Source organism: Paraburkholderia sp. Cy-641, from assembly GCF_011752945.1.
GTDB lineage: Bacteria > Pseudomonadota > Gammaproteobacteria > Burkholderiales > Burkholderiaceae > Paraburkholderia.
Window position 1 is genome coordinate 1 of the sequence record NZ_VWWM01000122.1, and the last position, 5,370, is coordinate 5,370.

At 63.5% G+C, this 5,370-nt stretch carries 5 protein-coding genes and 1 pseudogene; all 6 read right to left on the bottom strand.

What is annotated here, in order from left to right; genetic code table 11:
• Positions 1-331, bottom strand: a pseudogene (locus F3J20_RS31545) (energy transducer TonB); the annotation flags it as partial.
• Positions 332-641: 310 nt separating this feature from the next.
• Positions 642-893 carry a (2Fe-2S)-binding protein gene (locus F3J20_RS31550; protein WP_167040433.1) on the bottom strand — a complete coding sequence of 84 codons (252 nt, stop codon included), beginning with the start codon at positions 891-893 and terminating at the stop codon, positions 642-644.
• 364 nt (positions 894-1,257) lie between these two features.
• A complete protein-coding gene (murI, locus tag F3J20_RS31555; protein WP_167285823.1) occupies positions 1,258-2,145 on the bottom strand; it encodes a glutamate racemase in 888 nt (295 codons plus the stop codon).
• Positions 2,146-2,392: 247 nt separating this feature from the next.
• Positions 2,393-2,872 carry a bacterioferritin gene (gene bfr / locus F3J20_RS31560; RefSeq protein ID WP_167040429.1) on the bottom strand — a complete coding sequence of 160 codons (480 nt, stop codon included), beginning with the start codon at positions 2,870-2,872 and terminating at the stop codon, positions 2,393-2,395.
• A gap of 197 nt (positions 2,873-3,069) precedes the next feature.
• Complete coding sequence (locus tag F3J20_RS31565; RefSeq protein WP_167040427.1) at positions 3,070-4,593, bottom strand: fumarate hydratase; 1,524 nt, start codon at positions 4,591-4,593, stop codon at positions 3,070-3,072.
• 51 nt (positions 4,594-4,644) lie between these two features.
• Positions 4,645-5,214: a TIGR00645 family protein gene (locus tag F3J20_RS31570; protein WP_240158885.1), complete on the bottom strand. Its 570-nt coding sequence runs from the start codon at positions 5,212-5,214 to the stop codon at positions 4,645-4,647.
• Positions 5,215-5,370: the final 156 nt, after the last annotated feature.

Below are 5,370 nucleotides of genomic sequence, written 5' to 3' on the forward strand. Positions count from 1 at the left end.
GCGGCAACGGCGTCGGCGCCGGTTTGGGCGCCGGCGCGGGCTTCGGCTGCACCTTCGGCTTCGTATGCACCGGCGGGGTCGGCGTGGGCGGCGGCGGCGCGATCGATTGCAGCGCGACGGGCGCGGCGGTCGGCGTGGGCGGCAGCAGCTCCGCGGTCATCACGTGCGCTTCGATCGCGACCTGCGCCGGCTCGTGGCGCAGCGTCATGATGACGGCGAGCAGCGCGACGTGGATCGCCGCGACCACGACGGTGGCGGTCAGCGCGCGGGAATTCCTACGGGGAGGCGACGCCAGCGAAGCGCCGGCGGGAACGGGGTACGGGGCCTGCATGTTAGTGCGGCAGCACGCCGCCTGGGCGGCGTGTCGGACAGGACATCGTCATGTTCGGAAAATCAGCAGCGAAATGAACAGGGTGGTCACGAAACCAATCAGCAATTCCATCTCGAACTCCTTGCTCAAGTTGAGTGGGTTTAGCTGGCTGGCATGAATACTGGCTTGCTGACGGCAGTGGGATAACAGCGACTGTACCGCAAATCATGCGACATCCTGATGTCGCATTAAGCGCTACATTAAATGTGCGCAAAGCGTCGGGGCATTGAAACGGGTGGGTACGGCTCGCGCCGCACCCCGAAAGCTGGACTCAGGCTGCCTTGCGTTCGTAGAACGAGACCGTAGCCATTTCGACCACCTGCGCACGATGTTCGACGACCACGCCGCACCGGCTCGCGCAGACGCCGCTTTGCAGCATGACGTCGCGCACCGACTCCTCGCACTTGCCGCAGCAGGAGGCGACGCCGAGCTCGAACTGAAGTTCGTCGAACGAGTCGATGCCGTCCGCGATCGAGGAGCGGATGGTTCGGTCGGAAACGGATTTGCAGACACACACAATCATGGCAGGCGTCATAGCTAACGTTAATGCGAATTATTATCATTTTGTTTGGGCCGTTTGGCAAGCGCCCTGAATGATTTTTTGTAACAAAACCAGACTCATAGGAGGGATTTTGGGGCGGGAAGGGGGGCCGGAACGAGGACGCTAGAGGGGAAAAATGGCGGGAAGGCGCGGATGTGGTGGGGCGTCGTGCGGCTCGGTGGTTGGGTGCGACCCAATCGGGGGCGGGACGAAAGTGCGCTGCAATGGCGCAGGCGGCGTCCGGGCGACGCCTGGCTGGCGGGGTACGGAAATATGCAGGCTGCGTAATCTTGCCGGAAACTCTGCCGGAAACCGCTTAGGCGGCAGCGCCTGGGCGCGTCGCGCTTTATGCCGCCCGCGAATCCGGTCCGGCCGTCCGCCGCGAGGCAATCAATACCCGCTCGACGCTCGCTTCGATTCCCAGCAGCGTCGCGGTGAGCTGCTGCTGGTGGAGACCGTCGTCGGTGGAATAGAAGCGCGGCAGCGGCGTGCCGGCGGCGGGCGCGGTGGCGCGCAGGCCGTGCTGGTCCAGCACGCGTTCCAGTTGACGCGCGATCGCCACGCTCGTGTCGATCAGCGCGAGCCGGTCGCCGACGATGTCGCGGATCGCCGCATCGAGAAACGGGTAGTGGGTGCAGCCGAGCACGAGCGTGTCGGCGCCCGCGTCGAGCATCGGTTCGAGATAGCTGCGCAGCAGCGCGCGCAATTCGGCCGAGCTCACATCGCAGCGCTCGACTGCCTGCACGAGCCCATGCCCTGGCTGGCACAGAAAGCGGCAGTCGGCGGCGTAGCGTTCGAGCAGCCCCTGGAAGCGGGCGCTGCGCAGTGTCGCCTGTGTCGCGAGCACGCCCGCGACGCGGCTTTTCGACTGCAACGCGGCGGGCTTGATGCCGGGTTCGACGCCGATCAGCGGAATCGGCAACTTTTCGCGCACTAGCGCGATCGATTGCGCGGTCGCCGTGTTGCAGGCGACCACGAGTGCCTTCGCGCCTTGCCCCATCAGCCATTCGCCGATCGCGAGCGTACGGTCGGCGATGAAGTCGTCGTCGCGCTCGCCATACGGCGCGTACAGCGAATCGGCGACATAGAGCAGCGTCTCGTCAGGTAGTTGCGCCCGCACCGCCCGCAGCACCGACAGACCGCCCAGGCCCGAATCGAAAATGCCGACCGGTGCCTGCAACGCGGCGCCAGCGGTGAAAGTCCGGACGGTCGGGGACGGCGATTGAGCAGACATAGGCGAGGAAAACGTGCGTGACGCTACGCTTGGCGAAAAGGCGGAAACGGCCGAAGCCGGCACAGACGGAAACGACGAACGGCGCAAACGGCAAACAGGAAACGGCAAACAGCGAAAACAGGAAACGGCGCGGCGCGCAAAGTGCTGAAGTATATCGTCCGCGCGGCGCGGTCCGTCTCGCACGCAGGTTCGCTCGCGGATAAACGAACCCTTGCGCCACCGCGCGGGATATTGCAGCCGGCTTCGCTCAGGACTCGACCGAACCCATCGCGCTTTGCTGGTAATTCTGGATGCCGACCTTGTCGATCAGATCGAGCTGCGTTTCGAGCCAGTCGATATGTTCTTCGGTGTCGTCGAGAATCTTCGTGAAGATTTCGCGCGAGATGAAGTCGCGAACCGATTCACAGTAGACGATGGCTTCCTTGCAGGTGCTCTGCGAAATCTGTTCGAGCTTCAGATCGCATTCGAGGATTTCTTTGGTTTCCTCACCGATCAGCAGCTTGTGCAGGTCCTGCAGATTCGGCAGGCCGTCGAGCATGAAAATACGTTCGATGAGCCAGTCGGCATGTTTCATTTCGCCGATCGACTCGTCGTATTCATGCTTGCCGAGCTTGTCGAGACCCCAGTGCTTGTACATCCGCGCATGCAGGAAGTACTGGTTGATGGCGGTCAGTTCGTTCTTGAGCTGCGCGTTCAGGTATTCGATGACCTTCTTGTCGCCTTGCATGTTAATTCCTTATGTGGGGACCTTGAATTTCCAACAACAATAAACGCCATACCTGAAAAAGCCAAGCTTACGGACACAACTTTTGGCATTGTTTCAGGTATTGCGCGCCGCTTTGCGCACGTCTTGCGCACAGCAAAAAAAAGCCGGGGCCGAAGCCCCGGCATCCGACCCGCGCGACGGGCACTCATTGCGAATCATTAAGCCGTGGCAACCGGAATCTTGCCGATCTTCGCCTGCCATTCCTTCGGGCCGGTCTGGTGCACCGAGGTGCCGTTCGAATCGACGGCGACCGTGACCGGCATGTCCTGCACGTCGAACTCGTAGATCGCTTCCATGCCGAGGTCTTCGAACGCCAGCACCTTCGCGCTGCGGATCGCCTTCGAGACCAGATACGCGGCGCCGCCGACGGCCATCAGATAGGCCGCCTTATGCTTCTTGATCGACTCGATCGCGACCGGGCCGCGCTCGGCCTTGCCGATCATCGAAATGAGGCCCGTTTGTCCGAGCATCGTTTCGGTGAACTTGTCCATGCGCGTGGACGTGGTCGGGCCCGCCGGGCCGACCGCTTCGTCGCGCACCGGATCGACCGGGCCGACGTAGTAGATCACGCGGTTCGTGAAGTCGACCGGCAGCTTCTCGCCCTTCGCGAGCATGTCGGCGATGCGCTTGTGCGCGGCGTCGCGGCCCGTCAGCATCTTGCCCGACAGCAGCAGCGTCTGGCCCGGCTTCCAGCTTGCGACTTCGGCCGGCGTCAGCGTGTCGAGGTCGACGCGCTGGCTGGTTTCCGTGTTCGGCTCCCAGTGCACCTTCGGCCATGCGTCGAGCGACGGCGCTTCGAGCTTCGCCACGCCCGAGCCGTCGAGCGTGAAGTGCGCGTGACGCGTGGCCGCGCAGTTCGGGATGATCGCGATCGGCTTCGACGCGGCGTGCGTCGGCGCGGCCATGATCTTCACGTCGAGCACGGTGGCGAGACCGCCGAGACCCTGCGCGCCGATGCCGAGTGCGTTGACCTTCTCGTGCAGTTCGACGCGCAGTTCTTCGATCCAGTCCTGCGGGCCGCGCGCGATCACGTCCTGAATGTCGATCGGGTCCATCAGCGATTCCTTCGCCATCAGCATCGCTTTCTCGGCGGTGCCGCCGATGCCGATGCCGAGCATGCCCGGCGGGCACCAGCCGGCACCCATCGTCGGCACGGTCTTGAGCACCCAGTCGACGATCGAATCGGACGGGTTCAGCATCGCGAACTTCGACTTGTTTTCCGAGCCGCCGCCCTTGGCCGCGACCTGCACGTCGATCTTGTCGCCCGGCACGATCTCATAGTGGATCACGGCCGGCGTGTTGTCCTTCGTGTTCTTGCGCGCGCCTTCGGGCGGGCTCACGATCGAGGCGCGCAGCACGTTGTCGGGGTTCATGTAGCCGCGGCGCACGCCTTCGTTGATCATGTCGGTGACGCTCATCGTCGCGCCGTCCCAACGCACGTCCATGCCGACCTTCACGAACACCGTGACGATGCCGGTGTCCTGGCAGATCGGGCGCTTGCCTTCGGCGCACATGCGGCTGTTGGTCAGGATCTGCGCGATCGCGTCCTTCGCCGCCGGGCTCTGTTCGAGCTCGTAGGCGCGGCCGAGCGCTTCGATGTAGTCGAGCGGATGGTAATAGCTGATGTACTGCAGCGAATCAGCGATGCTCTGGATCAGGTCTTCCTGTTTGATGACGGTCATGGCTAGCTCAGTGGGGAGGGACGCTTGTTATCGGATCGCAGCGCGGTGCGGTCAGTCTTGCGCCTTCAGGGGAGTGGAAACCTTGATGCCGCCCACGGCGTGCAAGGCCGCGGGCTCTTCGAAATGCTTGGGGTGCGTGTGCGTGGTGAGGCGGTCGACGAGCGCCATCACGAGCGCGGACACGAGGAACGCGACATGGATGATGACCTGCCACATGATCGTGTGCGTCGTGTTCTGGTCGGGGCTGATGAAGGTCTTCAGCAGATGGATCGACGAGATGCTGATGAGCGCCATCGAGAGCTTCACTTTCAGCACGCCGGCGTTGACGTGATCGAGCCACTCCGGTTCATCCGGATGGCCATCGAGACCGAGGCGCGAGACGAACGTTTCATACCCGCCGATGATGACCATGATCAGCAGGTTCGAGATCATCACCACGTCGATCAGGCCCAGCACGACGAGCATGATGCTGGTCTCGTCGAGCTTCATCGAATCCGTGACCAGATGCCAGACTTCCTTGAGGAACAGCACGACGTAGACCGCTTGCGCGACGATCAGGCCGAGATAGAGCGGCACCTGCAGCCAGCGGCTCATGAAAATGAGGACGGGCAGCGGACGCATCGGGCGGCGCTGACGGGCGGAGTCGGGTCGCGAAGCGGACATAGGCAGGAGTCGGACGAAGCGCTTTGACGGAACACGGGCCAATGCGCCGGCGGCATGCCGGCCGGCGCACGTGAGCCCGGCGCGCGCGGCGGGCAGCGTCTCGGGCAGCGGGCC